Below are 23202 nucleotides of genomic sequence, written 5' to 3' on the forward strand. Positions count from 1 at the left end.
TTCGACATGAAGACAGCAGTGCGTCACCGCCGCCACCGGGGCATCCCGCTCGTGGCACGCCTGCATGTCGATCTCTGCCGCTGTATGTCCGCGGTCTGTTGCCGCGCGGTCTGACCCGGCATCATGCAGCGGCGCCCCTTCTGAGTTCTCCCGAGTCCTCCCGAGCCCTTCGAAGCACGAGCGCCGCACCCCTGTCCCGTATGGCCCCGATATGTCATGTCTGGAGTGTGTTCGTGTCCGCGAACTCCGCGTCCACCACGTCCGAGAAGCCGGCTGATCCCAGATCCGGCTCCCCTCTTCCCAAGATCCCGTTCTGGGCACAGATCGTCGCCGGTCTGGTCCTCGGTGTGCTGCTCGGCTGGCTCGCCCGCAGCCAGGACATCAGCTGGCTCTACACCACCCTCGACAAGATCGGCAGCATCTTCGTCCAGCTGCTGAAGCTGGCCGTGGCGCCGCTGGTCTTCTTCGCGATACTGGTGTCGATCACCAACCTGCGCAAGGTCAACAACGCGGCCAGGCTGGCCTCCCGCACCCTGCTCTGGTTCATGATCACCTCGCTGATCGCGGTCGCCATCGGCCTGGCCATCGGCCTGATCACCAACCCCGGCTCGGGCACCGGCCTCACCCCGAAGGACGGCAAGGCACCCGAGGGCTCCGGGTCCTGGATCGACTTCCTGACCGGCATCGTCCCGACCGACGTGATCACGCCGTTCACCGAGCTGAACGTCCTTCAGATCGTCTTCATGGCCGCCGTCGCCGGAATCGCGGCCCTCAAGCTCGGCCCGAAGGCCCAGCCGATCCTCACCCTCAGCGAAGCCGTCCTCGAACTGCTCCAGAAGGCCCTGTGGTGGGTCATCCGGCTCGCCCCGATCGGTACGGTCGGCCTCATCGGCTTCGCCATCGCCGACTACGGCTGGGACCTCATCGGCAAGTACGCGACCTTCACCGCCGACGTCTACATCGGCTGCGCGCTGGTCCTCTTCGGCGTCTACCCGCTGCTGCTCGCCACCGTCGCCAAGGTCAACCCGCTCCAGTTCTACAAGGGCGCCTGGCCCGCGATCCAGCTCGCCTTCGTCTCCCGCTCCTCCGTCGGCACGATGCCGGTCACCCAGAAGGTCACCGAACGGCTCGGCGTCCCGAAGGAGTACACCTCCTTCGCCGTACCGTTCGGCGCGACGACCAAGATGGACGGCTGCGCCGCGATCTACCCGGCGCTCGCCGCGATCTTCATCGCGCAGATCTTCGACGTCCAGCTGGGCATCCAGGACTATCTGCTGATCGCCTTCGTCTCGGTCGTCGGCTCGGCGGCCACCGCGGGCCTCACCGGCGCGACGGTCATGCTGACGCTGACCCTCTCCACGCTGGGGCTCCCGCTGGAGGGTGTGGGTCTGCTGATGGCGATCGACCCGATCCTGGACATGATGCGTACGGCCACGAACGTCGCCGGCCAAGTTGTATCACCGTTGATTGTGGCTGCTCGCGAGAACATTCTGGACCGCGACGCGTACAACTCGGCCTCGGCGTCGCCGGTGGACGACTACGAGAGCGCGAAGGAGACGCGCGAGGCGAACGTCCCGGTCGCCGCGTAGGACCTACGCCGGACGTACGCCGCGCACCACCACCAGTACGCCGCGCACCGGCGCACGCGCGAAGCGCACTTCGTAATCGCCCCTGGCCTCCGCCGAGGCCGGGGGCGACGTGCTGCGCGGGAGCGGAACCAGGCCCTGGCCGACCGGACAGGGCCTACGCGGCGGCCGCCGCCCGCGCCGTGTCCCGGTAACGCTTCGGGGCGGTACCCATCGTGCGCTTGAAGGCGTTGCTGAAGGCGCTGTCGGAGGCGTAGCCGAGCGAGAGGGCGAGCGACGAGATGGGGGTGTCCTCCTCGCGCAGGGCGCGCTCGGCGAGACGCATGCGCCAGTTGTGCAGATAGGTCAGCGGCGGGACCCCGGCCACGGCCCGGAAGCGTGACGCGAAGGTGGTACGGGACATGGCCGCCGCCCCGGCGAGCTCCCTCAGCTGCCAGGCCCGGCCGGGATCGCCGTGCATCAAGCGCAGCGCCGGGGCGATGCGTTCATCGGCGAGCGCCCGCAGCCAGCCGACCGGGATTGACTCGGAGTCCGCGAGATAGGCGCGCAGCACCTGGACGAACATGAGCTGGGTGAGCTGGCCCGTCGCGAAGCCGGTGCCTGCCCGGTCGGCCGCCATTTCCCGGAGCAGCTGGTCGAGCAGCCAGCGCAGTACAGGAGCCTCGTCGGCGCCGGCGCGGACATGGATCAGCGAAGGCAGTGCCTGGACCAGCAGTTCCTCGCCGGTCCGGTTCAGATCGATGTGCCCGCCGACGGAGACGACGTCCGCGCTCCAGGCGTCCGCCGCGTGCCCGCCGACGCGGAGGATGGGCTCGGGGGAATCCTGGAACAGCCTCGTCGCGTCCTCCGGCTCCAGGCCCGGATCGCTGGTGAGGACGAACGGGCGCCTGCCGTCGAACACGGCCACATCCCCGGCCCCCAGCAGCACGCCCTCTTCCGCTCCGTCGAAGATCAGCCAGTAGCTGCCCTTGACGACGGCGGTGAGCTTGAGCCGGCGCGGCGCCGGGAAGCGCAGAGCCCACGTGCCCCCGGCCGCGAATCCGCGCGAGATGGCGCACCGCGCGTCGGTGAGCGCGAGCGCGTCGGAGAGGGGATCAGCAGTCATGTCCGTACTTTCGCGCAAGTAATGCGGACTGGCAAGCATTCATCGTCCGGGGGTGCCTGCCTACGCTGGCGAGGAGACTTCAAACGAGGAGATATCCGCCATGACCACCCCGCAACAGCCCATCGGCTCCGGTTTCGGTGCCGCTTCCACCACCGCCGATGTCATCGAGGGCATCGATCTGTCCGGCAAGGTCGCCATCGTCACCGGGGGCTACTCCGGGATCGGCCTGGAGACCGTACGTACCCTGCGCTCCGCGGGCGCCGAGGTGATCGTCCCGGCGCGCGACCACGACCGGGCCGCGACCGCGCTGAAGGGTCTCGACGGGGTCGGGATCGAGGCGATGGACCTGACCGACCCGGCGTCGGTCGACGCCTTCGCCGAGCGGTTCCTCGCCTCCGGCCGGCCGCTGCACACGCTGGTGAATAGCGCCGGAATCATGGCGAGCCCGCTGTCACGCGACGCTCGGGGGTACGAGTCGCAGTTCGCGACGAACCACCTGGGCCACTTCCAGCTCGCGGTACGGCTCTGGCCGGCGCTTCTCCGGGCGGACGGGGCGCGGGTCGTCTCCGTGTCGTCCTGGGGCCATCGCTTCTCACCGGTCGTGTTCGACGACCCGAACTTCGAGCGCCGCGCGTACGACCCGTGGGCGGCCTACGGCCAGTCGAAGACGGCCAACATCCTCTTCGCGCTCGCGGCGGACGAGCGCGGCAGGGCCGACGGCGTACGCGCCTTCTCCCTCCACCCGGGCAACATCGCGGGCACCGGTCTCGGCAAGTACCTCTCGGAAGAGGAGATGCGGACGGTCGGTGCGATCGACGAGAGCGGCGCTCTTGTCTTCGACGCGGCGAGCGGCTGGAAGACCGCGGAGCAGGGGGCGGCGACGAGCGTCTGGTGCGCGACGAGCCCCCGGCTCGACGGAATGGGCGGTGTCTACTGCGAGAACGTCGAGGTGGCCCGGCCCGTCCCCGACGACGAGGTGCACGACTGGGGCATCGAGGACTCGACCCGGCTGGCGGGTGTGATGCCGTACGCGATCGATTCCGCGGCGGCCGGGCGGCTGTGGGAGCTGAGCGAGCGGCTCACGGGCAGCGCGATCCGGTAGCCCGCGCCTCGGCGCCCTGGGCGTCCCGGCCAGGCGGGAGCGGTGATCCCCGCCGAAGGGGGCCGGAAGTCGGCCGGAAGACGGGTCCCGCTGTCCACGCTTCCAACGAACCGTAGGCTTACGGGGTTTGTGGACCGGCGGGGACGCTGGCGGAGCGGGGAGGACGTCCGACGTGGGTGCGGTGAGTGCCGCGAGCACCGGCAGGAGCAAGCGGATGCCGCGCGCGGAGCGCGAACGGCAGATGATGGACGCCGCCGTGCGCACCTTCGGACAGCGCGGTTACCGCGCCGCCTCGATGGACGAGATCGCCGAGCGGGTGGGCGTCTCGAAACCGCTGGTGTATCTCTACCTCAACTCCAAGGAAGAGCTCTTCACCGCCTGTATCCGGCGTGAGTCGGAGGCGCTGGTCGCGGCGGTGACGGCGGGCGTGGAGCCGGGGGCGCCGGCCGACCGGCAGCTGTGGACCGGACTCGTGGCGTTCTTCGCGCACACCGCGGAGAACCCGGACGGCTGGGCGGTGCTGCACCGTCAGGCGCGTACGCACGGCGAGCCGTTCGCCGCCGAGGTCACGAAGACGCGGGACGCGCTGGTCGCGTATGTGACGGGACTGATCCGCGCGACGTCCCGCGAGGCGCACAGCGCGCCCGATCTGGCCGACCGGGATGTGGCGGGGCTGGCGCAGGCGCTGGTGGGCGCCGCGGAGTCGCTCGCGGCGTGGGCGAACGAGACCCCGGGCGTCTCGGCGAGGGAGGCCGCGGCGACGCTGATGAACTTCGCCTGGGCGGGCCTCGGGAACCTCATGGCGGGGGAGCGCTGGACGGAGAGGGCGCGGCTTCTCCACGGCTGACCGGTCGTATACGTTCCGGTACGGTCCGGCGCCACCCACGCTGGGAACATGAGTTCGATATCGACTCGGAAGCGCACCGGAGAGGGCCGGCGAAGCGGAGACGGCCGGCGAAGCGGAGGGGGAAAGGCAGGAGCCCCGCTTTCCTCACCCGAGTAGGGAAAGCAGGGCTCCTTGGTTACTGCGTAAGTCGTGCGCGATCGCCGACCCGGGCAACTAGGCCGGGGTGACGTTCTCCGCCTGCGGGCCCTTCGGACCCTGAGTGACGTCGAAGTTCACGACCTGGTTCTCCTCGAGGGAGCGGAAGCCGGTCGCGTTGATCGCGGAGTAGTGGACGAAGACATCCGGGCCGCCGCCGTCCTGGGCGATGAAGCCGAAGCCCTTTTCAGCGTTGAACCACTTGACGGTTCCGGTAGCCATAAGCCCTCCTTGGGCCAAAGGGTTGCCCTGCTCCAGAACCTGCAAAGAAGTCTGAAAACTACAAAAGCCTGCGGGTCACATGCTCCGCAGGCTCTGTACTGCAAGGGAAACCAAACTGCAACTTGCTGGCGAGCCTAGCACGCGGCACATGTCCAGCGGTAGAGGGAAAGATCACTTCACCCGGACGTTTGTATAGGGCTCTGACGTGCTGACGAGCCACGCCGTAACCGAGCCCCGGAGCCGTCCCGCGACCGGCGCGGGTCTAGCCTCGCGCTGTGGACAGTCCAGCGGAAAACACAGCGGCAGAAGCATCACGGGCGTCAGGGGCATCCGGGGCGGCAGCACCTCCGGCCGAGGCTCCCGGGGCCCCCGTGGCGGCCGGAGGCGACGACGACCGTCGCAGTCGGCCGCGTGTCGGCCATATTCAGTTCCTGAACTGCCTGCCCCTCTATTGGGGCCTCGCCCGGACCGGCGCCCTTCTCGATCTGGAGCTGACGAAGGACACTCCCGAGAAGCTCAGTGAACAGCTGGTGCGCGGCGAGCTGGATATCGCCCCCGTCACCCTCGTCGAATTCCTCCGTAATTCCGACGATCTTGTCGCCTTCACCGATCTCGCGGTCGGCTGCGACGGACCTGTCATGTCCTGCGTCATCGTCTCGCAGGCACCGCTGGACCAGCTGGACGGCGCCCGGGTGGCCCTCGGCTCCACGTCCCGTACATCGGTACGCCTGGCCCAACTGCTGCTGAGCGAGCAGTACAAGGTGACACCCGACTACTACACGTGTCCGCCGGATCTCGGTCTGATGATGCAGGAGGCCGAGGCGGCCGTCCTGATCGGTGACGCCGCGCTGCGCGCTTCGCTGTACGAAGCGCCCCGGCTCGGCCTCCAGGTCCATGATCTCGGGCAGATGTGGAAGGACTGGACCGGCCTGCCGTTCGTCTTCGCGGTGTGGGCGGCGCGCAAGGACTATCTGGCGCGCGAGCCGAAGGTCGTGGGCAAGGTCCACGAGGCGTTCCTCGCGTCCCGGGATCTCTCCCTGGAGGAGGTCGCGAAGGTCGCCAAGCAGGCGGCCCGCTGGGAGACCTTCGACGCGGAGCTGCTGGAGCGGTACTTCACGACGCTCGACTTCCGCTTCGGTCCCGACCAGCTCGCGGGTGTGCGGGAGTTCGCGCGCCGGACAGGCCCGACCACCGGATTCCCGGCAGATGTGCGTGTCGAGCTGCTCAGTGCCTGATCGCCGCCGTACCCCCACCCTCACCCCCTACTCTGCTGCGTAGAGGTCCGTCGGGACGTAGGGGACGTAGGACAGGACTCACAAGGGGGACGGGGAATGCAGCCGTTGGAGGCCGGCGATCCGGCGATCATCGGTCCGTACCGGCTGCTCGGGCGGCTGGGGTCGGGCGGAATGGGCCGGGTCTACGTCGCCCGCTCGCAGGGCGGCCGTACGGTCGCGGTCAAGGTCGTCCATCCGCACTTCGCGATGGACGAGGAGTTCCGGGCCCGCTTCCGCCGTGAGGTGGACGCCGCGCGGCGCGTGGGTACGGTGGCCGACGGGCTCCGCTGGTCGGCGCCGGTGCTGGACGCCGATCCGGAGGCGGCCGTTCCGTGGGTGGCCACGGCCTATGTGGCGGGCCCTTCGCTGACCCGGGCGGTCGGGACGTACGGGCCGCTGCCCGAACACTCCGTACGCGCGCTGGGCGCCGGTCTCGCGGAGGCGCTGACGGCCGTGCACGGCCTCGGTCTGGTGCACCGGGACGTCAAGCCGTCGAACGTACTGCTCGCCCCCGACGGGCCTCGGCTGATCGACTTCGGTATCGCGCGTGCCACGGACGGCACCGCCTCGCTCACCTCGACCGGCGTCTCGGTCGGGTCGCCCGGCTACATGTCGCCGGAACAGATCCTGGGCAAGGCGGTCACGGGCGCGGCGGACGTCTTCTCGCTGGGCGCGGTACTGGCGTACGCGATGACGGGCACGAGCCCCTTCCCCGGCGACTCCTCGGCCGCGCTCCTCTACAAGGTGGTGCACGAGGAGCCCGAACTGGGCTCCCTGCGCGGCGAAGTGCGGGAACTGGTCGCGGACTGCCTCGCCAAGGACCCGTCCGTACGGCCTGTGCCCGCCGAGATCGTGCGGCGCCTCGCCGGTGACGGGGCCGCCGACAGCGCCGCCGACAGGGCCGCCGACGGGGCCGGTGGCGCGGAGGGGCTGGTGGCCGCGGGCTGGCTGCCGGCTCCGCTGGTCGAGGAGGTCAGCCTGGCAGTGGTCCGGCTGCTGCACCTGGAGGCGGCGGCTCCGCCCGTACAGACAGGTCCCGTTCCCTTCAGCAACCCGTCGATGGGGGTTTTCGGACCGCCGATGGACGTAGCGGCGGCCCCGTCGCCGACCCCGCCGAGCGACTCACCCAAGGACGCCTCGGTTCCCGGGCCACGGCTCTCCGTATCGGTCTCCGCCGACACCAGTACGGCAACGGGAACGGGCCCCGGCTCCGGCACGGGCCCCGACTCCGGTACCAGCACCGGCACCGGCACCGGTACCGGACGCCGTGCGCGCAGGGTCAGCTGCACGGTGGCGCTGGCCGTCGCGGGTGCGCTGGCCGCCGTCATGGTGGGCAGCGCGTTCCTCTTCGATCTCGTCCCGGGCGGTGGCACCGACGACGCGGCGTCCCCGGACAAAACCGGCCCGTCGTCAAGCGTCTCCGCCTCGAGGCCCCCGGCCGGCGACGGCTCCGGTGACGACTCGGGCGACGGCTCCGTACCCGCCGAACTCGTCGGTGTCTGGGACGGCGAGGTCACCGCCGCCGGACTGCCCGCCGGCACGATGAAGGTGACCATACAAACGGGCTCCACCGGCGAGCGGGTCGGAAAGGCCGAACAGACCGACATACTCGGCAACTTCATCTGCGAGGACCTGCTCACCCTCAGCGGGGTCGAGGGCAAGACCCTCGTGGTCGACGCCCGGCGCGGCCCACGCAGCAAGGACATGTGCACCGAGAGCACGACCGGCCTGCGGCTCGGCCTCGAAAGGGAGGGGCTCCGCTACCTCTCCCAGGACGCGCGGGCGGGCAGCCCCACCGGCATCCTGACGAAACAGAGGTGAGCCGCCCGCTTCCACGCACGGTCGGCCGCCCCGGCCCCCATGGCGCTCGTGGCTCGCCACCACCCCTGGCGTAGGCTGGATCGGTCGTCACAGCCCCCTTGGGAAGGACCCGCACCGGTGACCGAGAAGGCCGATCTCACGTCCGTAAAAGTCACTGGCAGCCTCACTGACGTCCTGGACCGCGCCGCCGCCGGCGGCCGCGTCACCCCCGAGGAAGCGCTCGACCTCTACCGCTCCGCGCCGCTGCACGCGCTCGGCGCCGCGGCCGACGCCGTACGCCGTCGCCGGTACGCGGGTACCGAGCACATCGCGACGTACATCATCGAGCGGAACATCAACTACACCAACGTCTGTGTGACGGCGTGCAAGTTCTGCGCCTTCTACGCCGCGCCCAAGGACACCGCCAAGGGCTGGAGCCGCGACCTCGACGACATCCTGCGCCGCTGCGCGGAGACCGTGGAGCTGGGCGGTACGCAGATCATGTTCCAGGGCGGCCACCACCCGGACTACGGCGTCGAGTACTACGAGAAGCACTTCGCCGCGATCAAGAAGGACTTCCCGCAGCTGGTCATCCACTCCCTCGGTGCCTCCGAGGTCGAGCACATGGCCCGGATCTCCGCCGTCTCCGTCGAGGAGGCGATCCAGCGCATCCACGCCGCCGGTCTCGACTCCTTCGCGGGCGCGGGCGCCGAACTGCTGCCAGCCCGCCCGCGCAAGGCGATCGCGCCGCTCAAAGAGTCCGGCGAACGCTGGCTGGAGATCATGGAGACCGCGCACGGGCTCGGGGTCGAGTCGACGTCCACGATGCTCATGGGTACGGGCGAGACCAACGCCGAGCGCATCGAGCATCTCCGGATGATCCGTGACGTACAGGACCGGACGGGCGGCTTCCGCGCCTTCATCCCGTACACCTACCAGCCCGAGAACAACCATCTGAAGGGCCAGACGCAGGCCACGCTCTTCGAGTACCTGCGCATGATCGCGATCGCGCGGATCTTCCTCGACAACGTCGCGCACATCCAGGGCTCCTGGCTGACCACGGGCAAGGAGGTCGGCCAACTGTCGCTGCACTACGGCGCCGACGACCTCGGCTCGATCATGCTGGAGGAGAACGTGGTGTCCTCGGCCGGTGCCAGGCACCGGTCCAACCGGCTGGAGATCATCGACCTGATCCGCAAGGCGGGCCGCGTCCCGGCGCAGCGCGCCACGACGTACGAGCACCTCGTCGTGCACGACGACCCGGCGAACGACCCCGTCGACGACCGGGTCCAGTCGCACATCTCGTCGACGGCGATCGAGGGCGGTACGGCCCACCCCGAGCTGAAGCTCATCGCCAGCAACTGAGCCATCGCCATCAACTCAGCCGTCGCCACCAACTGAGCCGATCGATCTGGAGTCCGCGCGGTGCAGACCCTGCACGTGGCCGACGAGGTGCGCCGCACCTGGGACGCCGCCGAGCCGATCGTCGGCGGAGCCGTCGTGGTGGCGGGGGACCGGATCGGCGCGGTCGGTACCTTCGAGGAGCTGCGGGAGCGGTTCCCGGACGCGCGGGTGCGGAAGTGGGCCGGGGTGCTCGGCCCCGCCCGCGTCCATGAGGGGCCGCTGCCCGACGCCCCGACCCCGCGCGAGCGGATCCACGCCGTGCTGAAGCTGGGCGCGGTGGTGGTCCTCGGCGAGTTCGCGACGGCCCCGGGGCTGCGCGCCGCCGCCGCGCGGGTCGGGGTCCTCGTCCTGCCCACGGCCCGGAGTACGGAGATCGCCGAGACGGGCCGCGCCGATCTCGCCGTGTTCGACGCGGACGGGCGCTGCCTCGCCACGGTGTGCGCGGGCCGACTGGTGCACCGCCGCGCATAGCGCCCCGACGCCCGGGAGCCGAGACGTACGGGGGAGCGGCCCGGTCCGACGGGTACCGGCCCTGCCACAATGGAGCGCGTGACCCGAGCCTCCCTGGACAAGCAGCCGCACGAAGTCATCTCGATGTTCGACGACGTGGCGGAGAAGTACGACCTCACGAACGATGTGCTCTCGCTCGGCCAGGCCAGGCTGTGGCGCAAGGAGGTCGCCAAGGCCGTGAAGGCCCGCCCGGCGGAGAAGGTCCTCGACCTGGCCGCGGGCACCGCCACCTCCTCGATGTCGCTCGCCGCGACCGGCGCGTACGTCGTGCCCTGCGACTTCTCCCAGGGCATGCTGCGGCACGGCAAGAAGCGGCACCCGTGGATGCCGTTCACGGCCGGGGACGCGACGAAACTGCCGTTCGCCGACGAGGTCTTCGACGCGGTGACGATCTCCTTCGGCCTGCGCAACGTCCAGGACACGGACCTCGCGCTGCGCGAGCTGTACCGGGTCACGAAGCCCGGCGGGCGGGTCGTGATCTGTGAGTTCTCGCACCCGACGTGGGCGCCGTTCCGTACGGTCTACGAGGAGTACCTGATGCGCGCGCTGCCGCCGACCGCGCGCGCCGTGTCCTCCAACCCCGACGCGTACGTCTATCTCGCCGAGTCGATCAGGGCCTGGCCGGACCAGCCCGCCCTCGCGGCGCGGCTGAAGGGGGCGGGCTGGTCCAAGGTGGCGTGGCGGAATCTGACGGGCGGGATCGTGGCGCTGCACCGGGGCGTACGCCACTGAGCCTCAGAGCCTCGGAGCTGCAAGGACCTCGGAGCTGCAGAGCCTTGGAAGGTCTTTGAAGGCTCATGCCGCACCGGGACGCACACGCTCGTCGTCGGCCGTGCTCCTCATACATCTGACCTGTAACCCTGGAAGCCCACGGAGGAAGGAAGCGGCATGCCGGTACAGCCAAGGGTGCGTACGACGGACGGTGTGGTGGAGGGCCGCTGGCGACGGGGGCACGCGGTGTTCCGCGGCATCCCCTACGCCCAACCGCCCGTGGGAACGCTCCGCTTCGCGGCGCCCGTCGCGCCTCGGCCCTGGGAAGGGACAAGGCAGGCGGTGGAGTTCGGACCCGTGTCACCGCAGTCCGGGCCGACGCCCGCCAGTTCGACGGAGGACACGGACTGGTTGACGCTCAACGTCTGCTCCCCGGATCCGGGTGCGGCGGGGCTGCCGGTGCTGGTGTGGATCCATGGCGGCGCCTACTTCGCGGGGGCCTCCAGTGACCCGATGTACGACCCGGCCGTGCTGACCGGGGCGGGGCTCGTCGTGGTGAGCATCAACTACCGGGTGGGCGTCGAGGGTTTCGCCCTGCTCGAAGGCGCCCCGGCCAATCGCGGACTCCTTGACCAGATCGCGGCGTTGCACTGGGTACGGCGGAACATCGCCTCCTTTGGAGGAGACCCCGACCGCGTCACCGTGGCCGGACAGTCCGCCGGGGCGGGGTCCGTCGCCGCCTTACTGACGATGAAGCCGGTGCGCGGCCTGTTCCGACGCGCCATCACCCACTCGGTGCCGGGGCTCCACGCCACCCGCGCACTGGCGCAACAGGTCGCCGGCGCGCTCGCGGATCAGCTCGGCACGGTGCCCACCGCCGCGGCTCTCGCCGATGTCGACCCCCGACGCCTGGCCGAAGGACTCACCACCCTCAGCGCCGACCTCCCCCGCTACCGCGAGAGCTGGGGACGGCTCTCGGGTATCGGCATCGCCGTGTGCCCCGTCATCGACGGCCAAGTCCTCACCGAAACGCCCTGGCCCGCACTGACAAGTGGCCACGCGGACGGAATCGAACTCCTCGTCGGCCACACACGCGACGAATTCAGACTGTTCAGCGTCATGAGCGGCCGGCTGGGCAAGTACACCGACGAGGATGCCCGTACCGCTCTGGACCTGTTGGCCCCGGCCCCGGACGGCCCGGATGCCTACCGAGCCGCTTACCCGCGGGCCACCGCGGAGGAGCTGTTTGAATCGGTGTACTCCGATGCCCTCTTCCGGATACCTTCCATGCAGTTGGCTCAGGCGAACGCCGCGGCAGGCGGCACCTCCTTCCTGTTCGAGCTGCGACTGTCCTCACTGGCCTTCGGCGGGGCCCTGGGCGCCTGCCACAGCCTCGACGTCCCCCTGGTGTTCGGCACGCTGGACAGCCCCACCGGCAGAGAACTGTTCGGTGACCAGCCCGCTCCTGAGGCCGTCGCGGTGTCGCGGGAACTCCAGCAGGCATGGGTCCGTTTCGCCACCACCGGCGACCCCGGATGGGCCGCTTACCGCCCCGACCGGCAGCTCACTCGCGTCCTGGACGCCACATCGAAGACCTTGCCCTACCCCGAACAGGCCTCCCGCCAGATCTGGGAGGGCCGCGTCCCGGCCCCCTTCGATCTCGTGTAGGACGACCCGCGACGCCGGCGGCCGGACAGGGCCCAGGTCCTGTCCGGACAGGACCTGGGAAGGCAAGCCGAACACGGCCCGTCCCGACAAGAAGACGGCAGCCGATTTCCGCCACGGAGTGTCACGAAACCGGCGAAGCGTCTTCAGAGGTCCTCTTACCGACTCACAACTCCATCCGAAAGCAGTACGCGGTGTCCCCCGACGAGAGCGGGTACGTCTCGGCCAGCTCCATCCCGAGCCGCCGCGTCACCGCGACCGAGCGTTCGTTGCGGGAGTTGACCATCGCCACGACCCGGCCGACCCCCGCCGCGCGCACCCGCTCCAACGTGGCGCGCGCGGCGGCCGTCGCGTAACCGCGCCCCCAGTGGGCCCGCCCCAGCCGCCAGCCGATCTCGATCTCGCCGACCGGACCGAACGTCTCGTGCGGCCAGGGCTGGGCGCCGGTGAAGCCGATCACCTCGCCCCCGTCGTCCGTCATCGTCCAGAAGCAGTAGCCGCGCTCGGCGTCGTGCCTGCGCTGCCGGGCGGTCAACTCCTCGTACACCGACATCTCCGCCGAGACGCCGCCGTGGAACTCCATCACCTCGGGGTCGTTGAAGACCCGGTGCCAGTGGAGGGCGTCCTCTTCCGTGGGCACGGTGAGCTGCACCACAGGGAGCGGTTGGGTCATGTTGTTCACGAGGGCAACCCTTCAGTGGAGGTAACGATGCACCCCCATAGACTGCACATACCCCGTGCCGCCAGGTACCCAAAATCGAGTCTTCGGGAGAACCCGCTGTGACCGAGCCCCTCTCCGAAAACAGCGCGGATGTGATCGTCGTGGGCGCAGGCCCGGCCGGTTCCACCACCGCGTACTACCTCGCCAAGGCTGGCCTGGACGTCCTGTTGCTGGAGAAGACCGCGTTCCCGCGCGAGAAGGTCTGCGGCGACGGGCTCACACCGCGCGCCACGAAGCAGCTCGTCTCGATGGGCATCGACATCTCCGAAGAGGCCGGCTGGCTGCGCAACAAGGGGCTCCGGATCATCGGCGGCGGCGTACGGCTCCAGCTGGACTGGCCGGATCTGGCCGCGTACCCGGACTACGGCCTGGTCCGCAAGCGCGACGACTTCGACGAGCAGCTCGCCCGGCAGGCGCAGAAGGCCGGCGCGCGGCTGCACGAGCGGTGCAACGTCGGTGCCCCGATCACCGACGACCGCACCGGCCGCATCACCGGCGTACACGCCAAGCTGGGCGAGGAGAAGACCCCGGTCACCTTCCACGCGCCGCTCGTCGTCGCCGCCGACGGCAACTCGACGAGGCTGTCCCTGGGCATGGGCCTGCACCGCCGCGAGGACCGGCCGATGGGCGTCGCGGTCCGTACGTACTTCACCTCCCCCCGCCACGAGGACGACTACCTGGAGTCGTGGCTCGAACTGTGGGACCGGCGCGGCCCCGGCGAGGACCGGCTGCTGCCCGGCTACGGCTGGATCTTCGGCATGGGCGACGGCACATCCAATGTCGGCCTCGGCATCCTCAACTCCTCCTCCGCCTACAAGGAGTTGGACTGGCGCGAGGTACTCAAGGCGTGGTGCGCCTCGATGCCGGAGGACTGGGGCTACACCCCGGACAACATGACGATGCCGATCCGCGGCGCCGCGCTGCCCATGGCCTTCAACCGCCAGCCGCACTACACCAAGGGCCTGCTGCTGGTCGGTGACGCGGGCGGCATGGTCAACCCGTTCAACGGCGAGGGCATCGCGTACGCCATGGAGTCCGGCCAGATCGCCGCCGACGTCATCGTCCAGGCCCATGCCCGCGCGACCCCCGCACAGCGCGAGATGGCACTGCTCCACTACCCGAAGGTCCTCAAGGAGACCTACGGCGGCTACTACACGCTCGGCCGCGCCTTCGTGAAGCTCATCGGCAACCCGAAGATCATGAAGATCGCGACGCAGCGCGGGCTGACGCATCCGCTGCTGATGAAGTTCACCCTGAAGATGCTGGCGAACCTGACGGACCCGACGGGCGGCGACGCGATGGACCGCATTATCAATGGGCTGTCGAAGGTGGCCCCCAAGGCGTAAGGCGCAGGGCGTAAGGCTCAGGGTGCAAGGCGCGGGGCGCAGGGCGCAAGGCGCGGGGTCCGCCTCGGCCCTGGAATCCGTGTCAGCCCCGGGTCCACTTCTTCAGGGCGGCCCGATCGGTGAACTTCCCCACGTTCGTGTCGACCGGGGTGTCCGTGTACTGGTGGAACTTCCACGCGGCCTTGATCCGGGGCTTTCCGGCGGTCACATAGTCGGCGATCCACAGCGCGTCACCCGCGTTGCTGGTGGTGTCGCGGTGCAGCCAGTAGTACTGCCCGCAGTACAGCCCCACCCGGTGATTGGACCCGCGCAACCGCCTCACCTCGGCGAGGAACGCGTCCTTCTCGGCGCAGGAAACCCCGTCGTCCTCCCAGTCGGCGAACAGCGGGTCGTACTCGACGCTGGCGCACTCCTCGACGAAGTACCGCGCCTGCGCCTTCATGTCACCGGGCCGCAGGAAGTGATAGAACCCGACCACCAGACCGGCGCCCCGGGCGCGCGCAGCCTGCGCGTTCATCTTGGGATTGATGTACGACGTGCCTTCGGTGGCCTTGACGAAGACGAAGTCGAGGCCGGCCGTGCTGTAGCTGGAACTCTGATGTGACGAGACGTCGATGCCTTTGGTGGTCATGGGGGGAAGGCCTCCTGCGCGGTGGTTCAAGTGTGACAACTCCTCCTTACCCAACCGGGGTTCGTACGGATCGCGCTGGCGTATCGGCGACAGCGACGACATCTTTACGAGTGAAATCCCGCAGCTGAGGGAACTCGCGCCCGGCCTCGGCACTCTTGGAAGGGGAGAGCCGGCCGCTGAGACGCGGCGTGGGCCCGGCGTGGGCCCGAGGTGGGTCCGTGGGCCCTTCGGAATGGGTCTTGTACGTACGTAATGTACGGAGATACGCGCCACGGCTGGACGCCTCGGCCGGAGTTATTAGCAGTTTGCTGGAAGGGTTTCCCTGTGTCGGACTCACAGGGCCTGGCTTTGCAGGCCCGCATACCCGCGCAACGTTGGGAGTTGCCGAGATCACTCGTCGCGACGCGGGTTCTGCTCCATCTGATGTTCGCTCTCACGCTGCTGGGCGGCGTCAGCGTGGTGGACTCGTTGCTGGAGCTGGGTAGACATATCACGCCGACGCTGACTCTGCTGGCGTTGTACGCGGTGGCGCCGGGGATCGCCGCCGTGATTCTCGCGCGGCGTTTGTGGACTGGTGGGAAAGTCGTCTGGTTCGCGTTGATCGCTCTCCAGGCGTGGCTGCTGGTCGGCAGCATCGTCAATCTGTACGGGGGGTCGGAGCGGGGGCTCAGCCAGCTGTTGCTGCCGGGTGCGCTGGTGGGGCTGCTCAGTGCGGGTGCCAGTCGTGCCTGGTTCGAACGGCCTGCGGAGCAGCGGGCTGTGAGGCCGCGTTGGACGCGCGAGCGGTTGCGTCGGGTCGCGGTCCCGTCGATTCCGCATGTGATCGGGTGGCGCCGGAACCGCGGTCAGTCGACGGTCGAGTACGTGGGCATGGTCGGTCTGGTCGCCCTGATCATCGGCACGCTTGTGCTCAGTGGCGTGGGAACCCAGCTCGCCGGCGGTCTCCAGACAGCGGTCTGCACCATCCTCGGCGGCGACTGCGAGAGCGACACGGTCGCCGGGGGCGGCGGCGAGTCGGGCGGGGGAGAGTCGGGCGGGGGCGGTGACTCCGGTGGTGGGAACAACGGGGGCGGTGACTCCGGTGGTGGTTCGGACGGCGGCTCTGACGGTGGTGGTTCGAACGGTGGCGGTTCAGACGGCGGTGGTTCGAACGGTGGTGGTTCGGACGGTGGCGGCTCTGATGGTGGCGGCTCTGATGGTGGTTCGGACGGTGGCGGTTCGGACGGTGGGTCCGACAGCGGCGGTTCGGACGGTGGCGGTTCCGACGGTGGGTCCGACGGTGGCGGTTCGGACGGTGGCGGTTCGGACGGCGGTGGGTCTGACGGCGGTGGTTCGGACGGTGGCGGCTCTGATGGTGGTTCGGACGGCGGCGGTTCCGACGGTGGGTCCGACGGTGGCGGTTCAGACGGCGGTGGGTCTGACGGCGGTGGTTCGGACGGTGGCGGCTCTGATGGCGGTTCGGACGGTGGTGGTTCGAGCAGCGGTGGTGGTTCGAGCAGCGGTGGTGGTTCGAGCGGTGGTGGTTCGAGCAGCGGTGGTGGCTCCAACGGTGGTGGTTCGAGCAGTGGCGGTTCCAGCGGCGGCGGTTCCAGTGGTGGTGGTTCCAGCAGCGGTGGTGGCTCTAACGGTGGTGGTTCGAGTAGCGGCGGTTCCAGCAGTGGTGGTGGTTCGAGCGGTGGTGGTTCCAGTGGTGGTGGTTCGAGCGGTGGTGGTTCCAGTGGTGGTGGTTCGAGCGGTGGTGGTTCCAGCAGTGGTGGTTCCAGCGGCGGTGGAACGAACGGCGGTTCGGGCGGCGGTGAGAACTGCACGTCGACGTATGGCCCTGCGGGTCTCATCACGCACTGCGACGAACCGGATGAGCCGGACGAGCCGGATAAGGACGACAAGGACGACGACACTGAGACCATTTGCAATCCGGTCATGGGTCCTGCGGGTATCACCCAGCACTGCACTGAGGTAGATAAGCCGGACGAGCCGGATGACGACGGCAACGACGACAAGTGCCCGGACGGCACCAAGGTGGCCTTCTTCGGCCCGGTGACCACCGGCGCAGCCGGCGACGGGCGCTACACGCTCGCCTCGGCTGGTACTCGTACGCCTGTTGCCTTCAGTGGCAGCGTGCTCGCGGCCGGCTCCGGATTCTCCACTCTGAACCTGATGTCCACGGTCTCCGGGTCCGCCATCGCTGGTGTCGACACGTTCGATGACGTGAAGAACCGGTTCACCATCGCGATCGGCCTCACGGACCCGCCGCCCCCGCCGATCAAGGATGACCCCGAGCCGGAGCCGGAGCCCGAGCCGAAGCCGGAGCCCGAGCCGGGGCCGGAGGACTGCCCGCTCCCCAAGACAAACCCCAACCCTCATCCAGAGGTGATGGCCGACCCCGACCTTGACATCAAGATCACGGGTGTCGACCCGAAGGACATCAAGTGGCGTGATGATGACGATCCTCTGTACCGCTTCGACGACCGTCCCCCGGAGGACATCTTCCTGAACGGCTTTGAGCCGAGGAATCCGGACAACGGGGATCTGTACGACTACGTCACGCAGAACACGCCCTCGGCGTACGTCTCGACAACGAAGAACGAGCAACCGGATCTGCTCTACGAGAACACCAAGTACCGCTACGACATCGATCCGCCGGGTGGAATCGACGTCAACAAGACCTTCGGGGACAACAGTCGCTGGGCAAGCGAAGAGGAGATCTCCTTCCCCGGCGGTATCGATTCGAGGTACATCAAGGGCGCCTGGGAGATCAACCCGGACGGTAGTTTGGGCAAGTACATACCGAATGAAAAGTGGTACGAGCCGCCGGAGGAGCGAGACTGACAGCCGCAGCCGCAGCCGCGCGCGGCACCGGCTACCGCTCACCACCCAGTCGTGGGATTCCACGGCCCGGTGGGCCATGTTCCGGCATGGCGTGATCAGGCGGTGCGAGCCGTGCGTACGGCCCTGTGTGTTGACCGCCGGTCCACCACACAGGGCCGTCGGCATGCCGGGTCCTGAGGGGGAGCGGGACGGGCCGTACGGTCCACTCCGTCCAGAGGCCACGGTGGCTGAGCGAGAATCCGCACGGCTCGCCCCGGTGCAGCGCCCCGACCGCGCCGATGCATCCGCCGCCGTCCACCCAACTCAGGGCGCGCTTGCGCTCGACGGGCGGAAGGGTGGCAGCGAGGTCGCGAACAGCCCTGCGGATGCTGCGGATCGCCTCGGCGGGAGTGGGGGCTACGTGGTGCGATGCGTCGGCGATGCCGTCGATGGAGAGCGGGCTGTAGGTGACCCGCTCGCACCAGAACGCTTGCTCTGTGCCGGAGTTGGGCATGGTGGGGCCTCCTGGCGGGCGGGATGGGCAGATGGTGGGCGGGGGTTGCCCCCCTGCCTTTGGCCGGCGTGACGAGCGGCGGGCAGGGGGCAACCTTTCTGAAGCCCCCCAACTGGCGCAGAAGTGGGGGGAGTTGTGCGACGCGACGGGCACGGCAGGGCCGAGGGTTCTGCCCATGGCGGCGGCACGGGGAGACGTTAGCGTTTGCTGCGGGCACGTATCAAGTGTTTGACGTCTAACGAGTGAGGTGACATATGTCGACGGGTTGTATGCGCCGACGCGGGCGGCCTCGTTGGGGGCTCGGGCGAGGTTGTCGAACTTGCCTTGCTTGGCGCCGTCGAGAAGGGCGCGCAGTTGGGTGCGGGTCATGCGGATGACCACGTCGGGGTTGTCGCTCTCACGCATAAGGATCTGACCGTCGTGTTGAGCGAGTTCGAGGCAGTTGCTGCCCTCGGCGTCCGAAGACTTTGAGGACTTACGCCACTGAATATCCATACCTGTATGTCTGCCGTGGCGTTTCGCGAAAGAAACGGGCGGCCTCCACCTGCGCCGGTGGGGCCGCCCGTTGCCGGGGTGTGGCGGTTGCTCAGGCGAGGTCGTCGAACTCGCCTTCCTTTGCGCCGTCGAGGAAGGCGCGCAGCTTGGCCGGGGTGGTGTGGATGACGACGTCGGGGTTGTCGCTCTCGCGCACGAGGATCTCGCCGTCGCGTTGGGCGAGTTCGAGACAGTTGTTGCCATCGGCATTCGAAGACTTCGATGACTTACGCCACTGAATTTCCATTTTTTTCACGCCTTCATACTTGTTGAGCGATCTTGCGGATGAAGTCTCGCGAACTCTCCGGATCGAGGGATTTCTCTTCGGTCCGATCCAGTGCGACTCGCCAGTTCTCAAGGCTCGTCTCGGCATCCAGGAATCCCGCTCCCGTCGCTGTATCCGTCTGCACGGTATCGAGCTGCGGAACGGGCCCGTACACATAGTGTGCCGAACTGCTGGCATACGGGAACCCGCCCGCCGAGAACGGAATTACTTGGACGGTGACGTTGTCGCGTTCCGACTCCTTGAGTAGGTGGTCGAGCTGTCGGTCAGCGATCTTGGAGCTGCCATACGTCATCCGTAGTGCGGCCTCGTGGATCAGGAACGTACAAGCGGGTGCTTCTGCGCGGTCGAGCACATCGCGCCGCTTCAGTCGGTGCGAAAGCAACCGCCGTAGGTATGTGGCGCTTGGCCGCGGCACGGTCTCCGTGAATACGGCACGTGCGTAGTCCTCGGTCTGGAGCAAGCCCGGCATATGCATGATCTCCACTGACCGGATGCCGACGGCGTGGTGCTCAAGTTCGGCCAGGTCGAGGGCGCCGCTGGAGAGGTGGCCCCGGTAGTCCTCCCACCATCCGTTTATGCGCTCCGCAGCCATTTTGGCGAGCGCTTCGATGTAGGCGGCGTCGGGGCACTCGTAGTGGCCGGCCCACGTGCGCACCCGCTCAGGGCTCACGCCAAATCGTCCCGATTCGATGTTGCTGATGGTGGTGCGATCCGTGCCCAGCTTGGGTGCGGCCAGGGTGAGTGACAGGCCTGTGCGCTCCCGAATCTTACGCAGCTCCGTACCCAGCCGGCACTGGCGTCCAGTGGGCGCCTTCCTCGACGGCATCAGTCTCTCCTCTTGTCGGGTCTCAGTGTGGCCCGTGACCTAACAGGGGTCCACTCGTTCATGATTTTACGCGACTGCGTCCAAAGTATTAGCCGTGGCGCTAATGTACTCACAGCACCGCGTCGCACGTCAGTAAGACCGAAGTGCAGCCGCTTCGGCGCGCTTTGAGGCGCGCCCCCGCGGCCATCGCCACGCATGGCGGGCCACGCGCCAGTTCAGACCGCACCGCGTTGGGAGACCGACATGACCACCGTGACCGCCACCGCAACTCCCTTACCCCCACCACCTCAAGGCGGCGAGACCTACCGGCTCGCCCTGCCTAACACCGCGAGCGCGGCCAAGGTCGCGCGTGACTTCGTCACGTCGCTGCTGGGGGTGAACCGGCACCGCGACCTCGTCGATGACGCGCGCCTCTGTGTGACCGAGGTGGTCACCAACGCTCACCGTCATACCCATACGTCGCTGATCCGCGTGCATGTGACGGTCAACCACGAACAGGCGACGGTCTCCGTGGCCGACGACAAGCCCTGGGCCTTTCCCGTGCCGACCGAGCCGGGTGCCGTGTGCATGGGGCGCGAACAGGAAGGCGGGCGGGGGTTGATGCTCGTGGACAGCCTGGCCCGTGCGTGGGGATTCACGATCTACGGTGGCCGCTCGCCCAGGCTGAAGGCGGTCTGGTTCACGTTGTCCGAGGCCAGGGGCGAGGTGGTCGGTCGATGGAACCAGTAACGGACCCCGCCCTGTGGGGTGTTGTGTCGATCGCCTTGAGCACGGTCGTGTTGGTGGTGTGGGTGCTGTACGCGGTGATGCCGAGCCCGGAGAGTGCGTTTCCGCCGGTACCGCTCGACGCGGAGGAGGGGTTCACGTACACCTGCTACTGCTGCCCCGACCCGGTGCGTGTGACGGTCCGTGCGCCGCAGGTCCACGTGGTGGGGCGCGCGGCCGGTGGTCGACGTCAGGTCAGGGCCGAGAGGTAGTCGGGGTGGGTCCACGCGCCTCCAGCCCACGAGGATGCCTCACGGGTATGGGACCTTCAGCGCGCCGCGGACGATGGCCTCCCCGCGGAACCTGGCCGTCGGCGCGCTCCACCTGGCGGGGCGGGACAACATCGCCGAGGGCCCGTGCCCTCGCGGGAGGGGCATGCTCCGGCCGCCGGCGACCCTCGGACTCACGTGATCATTCCCGGCCGACGCGAGAACGACGGAGCCCTGCCGCGCACCCCGCCACGTACGGGGGCGCGCAGCTCGGGCGCCACCTCGTCAGAGCGATACCGGTCCGTCAATCGAAACCGCGCCTCGGAGTCTCGCCGGCCCGACCGCGGGACCGGAGCCGAACCTTTGGCGTCCCTCGGCCCGGGGTGCTGTTTTTTCTCCGCATCGGAGTGGTCTCCCTTCCCGCTCGGTTTTCGGCGGCCGTCCACCGTGAACTTGTGAAGCGTCCGAACGTTTCTTCACAAGGAGAAAACTCATGCGTATTCGTACAGCAGTCGCCGCCGCCGCTCTCGCCGCTCTGGCCGTCCTGGGCGGCGCGGGTGCCGCCGCAGCCGCGGGCACGGGGCACGACGGATGGGGTGGTGAGCGCCGGTCCCATGACGTCGACATCGACACCTGGATCAAGGAGAGCTTCAACACGGTCGTGATCTTCGGCGACAAGTGACGCCGTCTTCTTACCGGCCCCCCGCGGGTTCACCGCGGGGGGCCGGGGTGCGTCCGGGCGGGACAGGTCTGTCGGACGCGACAGCCCATCCCGGACGACGGTTCCACACGCCGGGGACAAGGTCCACCGCTGGGATGCCCCGGAACCCCACCAGGACACCTACAGGCAACCGGTCCCCACGAGCGGTGCTCGGCCGCCGGCCGATGATCGTTCCGTACAGCGCCTGGGTCACTGGAAACGCCGCGATCAGGTACGGCTCAAGCTCCACCGACCAACGGCGCCGCGTCCGCCGATCCGACAGCGCTCCCCGCCCGGCAGGAAGCCGATCATCTCGTTTCCCGCGGTCCGTCCCGTCGTATCCGCCGTCCGCGACTTCACCAACGCGTTGGCCGATCCACGGCAGGGATTCGGCGTCCTGCATCGACCCGGACGCGCGGTGGGGGTACTCCTCCTGGGACAGCGCCACCATCTCGTCACCGCCAAGCCCCGTGACCACGGTTTGCGCACGGGAGGCGGCGATCCCTTCTGTCATACGAGTGAAGGGGTAGTGCAGTGGAGGCCGGTGAGGTGGAACAGCGTCCGATCCGGGTCCAGAGGGCGAACGTCCAACGCGTCGTCCAGCGCCTGTACGAAGGCCCTGAGCACGTCGGCGTCCGGAGCGAGTTCTCGGGGCCCGGTATGCAGAGCCGGGGATGGGTACCGCAGGAAGAGATGGCCCCCGAAGTGGGCGCATGCCCGCTCGGTGAGCCTGTGGACTCCGGTGAACAGCGTGTCACTGCCGTAACGGGGCCGGTACAGCAGCAACCGAGTCGCCTCCCGCACGTTGATGCTGCCTACGTGCGACCGGAGGTCCGCCATGTCCCACGAGCCGTTCAGAGCGTCGGCATCGTGGGCGAGATAGAGGGGAGTCGTTCGGCAGGTGCCCGCGGTGACCCGCACTGGCTCGTCCGGGGTTGTCTCCGCCACGACATAGTCCGCAGGCCATTGCTCAGCCAGTTCGCGGGCGTGGTCGTACTCACGCGCGGAAGCCCGCCGCACGGTGGGCTCGCAGCGGGGGCGGTCGGCGGCGCGTTCACGTACGACCAGCAGGGTGCGCTGCCCGTCGGTCATCGCCAAGTGCTCGACCATTGGATGCCGGTACGGGGTGATCTCGCTCCGGTGGTCGTGAGTGACGTACCGACCGTCCGACCACCGCCACGTGGTGTCCGTGTACGGGGTAAGGCGCAGCTTGAGCACAATCCCTCCGGAATCCGGCCCCGCCCCGAGCAAGGCCAGGCCTGTGAAGCAGCGGAAGACCGGTCAGATTTTGGTCGTGTCGTAGGTGTGCCCGCCGTCGGAGGATCCTTGCTCCTTCTTGTACTCGTGGGTTTCCGTCGGCCCTTGAACGCGGCGGACTGCTTTGGTGGTGAACAGCCTCTCGAAGGTCTGACATCGTGGTGGGGGAGGCATGAAGTCCCGC

22 protein-coding genes and 1 pseudogene are annotated in these 23202 nt (G+C 68.7%); 14 read left to right on the top strand and 9 right to left on the bottom strand.

The genetic code is table 11. The features are described 5' to 3' along the window. The first annotated feature begins 233 nt into the window (after positions 1-233). Positions 234-1589 carry a dicarboxylate/amino acid:cation symporter gene (locus tag ACIRQP_RS06990; RefSeq protein ID WP_403884636.1) on the top strand — a complete coding sequence of 452 codons (1356 nt, stop codon included), beginning with the start codon at positions 234-236 and terminating at the stop codon, positions 1587-1589. Positions 1590-1743: 154 nt separating this feature from the next. Here the strand turns inward: ACIRQP_RS06990 and ACIRQP_RS06995 are convergent, their stop codons facing one another. Continuing rightward, complete coding sequence (locus ACIRQP_RS06995) at positions 1744-2691, bottom strand: AraC family transcriptional regulator (protein WP_403884639.1); 948 nt, start codon at positions 2689-2691, stop codon at positions 1744-1746. A 100-nt stretch (positions 2692-2791) separates the two neighbouring features. On the opposite strand from ACIRQP_RS06995, the gene ACIRQP_RS07000 reads away from it, so the two are divergent. After that, positions 2792-3793 carry an oxidoreductase gene (locus ACIRQP_RS07000; protein WP_403884642.1) on the top strand — a complete coding sequence of 334 codons (1002 nt, stop codon included), beginning with the start codon at positions 2792-2794 and terminating at the stop codon, positions 3791-3793. Positions 3794-4007: 214 nt separating this feature from the next. Then, entirely contained in the window at positions 4008-4640 is a 633-nt protein-coding gene (locus ACIRQP_RS07005; RefSeq protein WP_403885362.1) for a TetR/AcrR family transcriptional regulator, read from the top strand. Between the two features lie 213 nt (positions 4641-4853). Here the strand turns inward: ACIRQP_RS07005 and ACIRQP_RS07010 are convergent, their stop codons facing one another. Continuing rightward, the gene (locus ACIRQP_RS07010; RefSeq protein ID WP_017948713.1) at positions 4854-5057 is read right to left on the bottom strand and encodes a cold-shock protein; all 204 of its coding nucleotides are present in this window, start codon (positions 5055-5057) and stop codon (positions 4854-4856) included. A gap of 371 nt (positions 5058-5428) precedes the next feature. On the opposite strand from ACIRQP_RS07010, the gene ACIRQP_RS07015 reads away from it, so the two are divergent. The 6 genes from ACIRQP_RS07015 (at position 5429) to ACIRQP_RS07040 (ending at position 12424) form a co-directional block, all read left to right on the top strand. Continuing rightward, entirely contained in the window at positions 5429-6292 is an 864-nt protein-coding gene (locus ACIRQP_RS07015; protein ID WP_403884645.1) for a menaquinone biosynthetic enzyme MqnA/MqnD family protein, read from the top strand. Between the two features lie 96 nt (positions 6293-6388). Further along, positions 6389-8152, top strand: coding sequence for a serine/threonine-protein kinase (locus ACIRQP_RS07020; protein ID WP_403884648.1), 1764 nt, complete (start codon positions 6389-6391; stop codon positions 8150-8152). A 117-nt stretch (positions 8153-8269) separates the two neighbouring features. Continuing rightward, positions 8270-9496, top strand: a complete 1227-nt coding sequence (gene mqnC, locus ACIRQP_RS07025; RefSeq protein ID WP_403884651.1) for a cyclic dehypoxanthinyl futalosine synthase — start codon at positions 8270-8272, stop codon at positions 9494-9496. A 60-nt stretch (positions 9497-9556) separates the two neighbouring features. Beyond that, positions 9557-10006, top strand: a complete 450-nt coding sequence (locus ACIRQP_RS07030; protein ID WP_403884654.1) for an imidazolonepropionase-like domain-containing protein — start codon at positions 9557-9559, stop codon at positions 10004-10006. Positions 10007-10084: 78 nt separating this feature from the next. Beyond that, positions 10085-10777: a demethylmenaquinone methyltransferase gene (locus ACIRQP_RS07035; RefSeq protein WP_403884657.1), complete on the top strand. Its 693-nt coding sequence runs from the start codon at positions 10085-10087 to the stop codon at positions 10775-10777. 156 nt (positions 10778-10933) lie between these two features. Then, positions 10934-12424 (top strand): carboxylesterase/lipase family protein, encoded by a 1491-nt coding sequence (locus ACIRQP_RS07040; RefSeq protein WP_403884660.1) that lies wholly within the window; start codon positions 10934-10936, stop codon positions 12422-12424. Between the two features lie 163 nt (positions 12425-12587). Here the strand turns inward: ACIRQP_RS07040 and ACIRQP_RS07045 are convergent, their stop codons facing one another. Continuing rightward, on the bottom strand, positions 12588-13094 hold the full coding sequence (locus ACIRQP_RS07045) for a GNAT family N-acetyltransferase (RefSeq protein WP_403884663.1): 507 nt from the start codon (positions 13092-13094) through the stop codon (positions 12588-12590). 107 nt (positions 13095-13201) lie between these two features. On the opposite strand from ACIRQP_RS07045, the gene ACIRQP_RS07050 reads away from it, so the two are divergent. After that, positions 13202-14488 carry a geranylgeranyl reductase family protein gene (locus ACIRQP_RS07050; RefSeq protein ID WP_403884666.1) on the top strand — a complete coding sequence of 429 codons (1287 nt, stop codon included), beginning with the start codon at positions 13202-13204 and terminating at the stop codon, positions 14486-14488. A gap of 82 nt (positions 14489-14570) precedes the next feature. Here the strand turns inward: ACIRQP_RS07050 and ACIRQP_RS07055 are convergent, their stop codons facing one another. Continuing rightward, complete coding sequence (locus ACIRQP_RS07055) at positions 14571-15119, bottom strand: glycoside hydrolase family 25 protein (RefSeq protein ID WP_403884669.1); 549 nt, start codon at positions 15117-15119, stop codon at positions 14571-14573. Between the two features lie 423 nt (positions 15120-15542). On the opposite strand from ACIRQP_RS07055, the gene ACIRQP_RS07060 reads away from it, so the two are divergent. Beyond that, complete coding sequence (locus tag ACIRQP_RS07060; protein WP_403884672.1) at positions 15543-17948, top strand: hypothetical protein; 2406 nt, start codon at positions 15543-15545, stop codon at positions 17946-17948. A gap of 31 nt (positions 17949-17979) precedes the next feature. On the opposite strand, the gene ACIRQP_RS07065 is transcribed toward ACIRQP_RS07060, so the two are convergent. From ACIRQP_RS07065 to ACIRQP_RS07080, 4 genes and pseudogenes are all read right to left on the bottom strand, one after another. Continuing rightward, positions 17980-18441, bottom strand: a complete 462-nt coding sequence (locus ACIRQP_RS07065) for a hypothetical protein (protein ID WP_403885406.1) — start codon at positions 18439-18441, stop codon at positions 17980-17982. A 303-nt stretch (positions 18442-18744) separates the two neighbouring features. Continuing rightward, positions 18745-18936: pseudogene (locus tag ACIRQP_RS07070) on the bottom strand (DUF397 domain-containing protein); the annotation flags it as partial. 91 nt (positions 18937-19027) lie between these two features. Continuing rightward, a complete protein-coding gene (locus ACIRQP_RS07075) occupies positions 19028-19222 on the bottom strand; it encodes a DUF397 domain-containing protein (RefSeq protein ID WP_403885365.1) in 195 nt (64 codons plus the stop codon). 13 nt (positions 19223-19235) lie between these two features. Further along, positions 19236-20087 carry a Scr1 family TA system antitoxin-like transcriptional regulator gene (locus ACIRQP_RS07080; RefSeq protein WP_403884675.1) on the bottom strand — a complete coding sequence of 284 codons (852 nt, stop codon included), beginning with the start codon at positions 20085-20087 and terminating at the stop codon, positions 19236-19238. Positions 20088-20330: 243 nt separating this feature from the next. Here ACIRQP_RS07080 and ACIRQP_RS07085 point away from each other — a divergent pair, with 243 nt between their 5' ends. The 3 genes from ACIRQP_RS07085 to ACIRQP_RS07095 all read left to right on the top strand — a co-directional run bounded on the left by ACIRQP_RS07085 (position 20331) and on the right by ACIRQP_RS07095 (position 21743). Further along, the gene (locus ACIRQP_RS07085; protein ID WP_403884678.1) at positions 20331-20816 is read left to right on the top strand and encodes an ATP-binding protein; all 486 of its coding nucleotides are present in this window, start codon (positions 20331-20333) and stop codon (positions 20814-20816) included. Next, complete coding sequence (locus ACIRQP_RS07090; RefSeq protein WP_403884681.1) at positions 20804-21064, top strand: hypothetical protein; 261 nt, start codon at positions 20804-20806, stop codon at positions 21062-21064. The genes ACIRQP_RS07085 and ACIRQP_RS07090 overlap by 13 nt, the downstream gene beginning before the upstream one ends. Before the next feature lie 490 nt (positions 21065-21554). Continuing rightward, positions 21555-21743: a hypothetical protein gene (locus tag ACIRQP_RS07095; RefSeq protein ID WP_403884684.1), complete on the top strand. Its 189-nt coding sequence runs from the start codon at positions 21555-21557 to the stop codon at positions 21741-21743. A gap of 528 nt (positions 21744-22271) precedes the next feature. On the opposite strand, the gene ACIRQP_RS07100 is transcribed toward ACIRQP_RS07095, so the two are convergent. Continuing rightward, positions 22272-22979, bottom strand: a complete 708-nt coding sequence (locus ACIRQP_RS07100) for a hypothetical protein (protein ID WP_403884687.1) — start codon at positions 22977-22979, stop codon at positions 22272-22274. Positions 22980-23202: the final 223 nt, after the last annotated feature.

It is taken from the genome of Streptomyces sp. NPDC102274, assembly GCF_044766385.1.
Classification (GTDB): Bacteria; Actinomycetota; Actinomycetes; order Streptomycetales; family Streptomycetaceae; genus Streptomyces.